The organism is Vallitalea maricola, from assembly GCF_036985595.1.
GTDB classification, from domain to species: Bacteria; Bacillota; Clostridia; order Lachnospirales; family Vallitaleaceae; genus Vallitalea; species Vallitalea maricola.
This window is the reverse complement of the sequence record NZ_BTPU01000159.1, coordinates 1-321: the sequence shown is the minus strand read 5'-3', so window position 1 is coordinate 321 and position 321 is coordinate 1. Positions and strand designations below refer to the sequence as shown.

The following is a 321-nucleotide window of genomic DNA, read 5'->3' as shown; positions in this document are numbered from 1 at the left end:
CCTGAGTATCAAGAGCCATTGCAATATCATGGTTATGGTGATCAGTTAAAGTAAAAGCGATAACGCCAATATCAGGGATCCCTTCAACAATAAAATTCACTTGTTCAATGTTAGCTAATGCTCGATAACAATGAAGAACAAGTTTCTGTTCAAATAAGCTATAAGCATTTAGATCATCGGCTAAGAAAGGTGCCAAAAAATTAATACTTTCATCAAAAGCAATGACACCGACAATATTGGGGGTTCCTGCTTCAAACTTAAAGGGTAATGAATTAAACGTTGTGCCTTGAGTAAAGCTCACTGTTTTAATCATTTCACCTC

At 35.8% G+C, this 321-nt stretch carries 1 protein-coding gene; it reads right to left on the bottom strand.

From position 1 onward, the window contains the following. The coding region (locus tag AACQ14_RS23715; RefSeq protein ID WP_339366014.1) for an aminotransferase class V-fold PLP-dependent enzyme at positions 1 to 313 on the bottom strand (313 nt) is incomplete at its 3' end. Between the last annotated feature and the right edge of the window lie 8 nt (positions 314 to 321).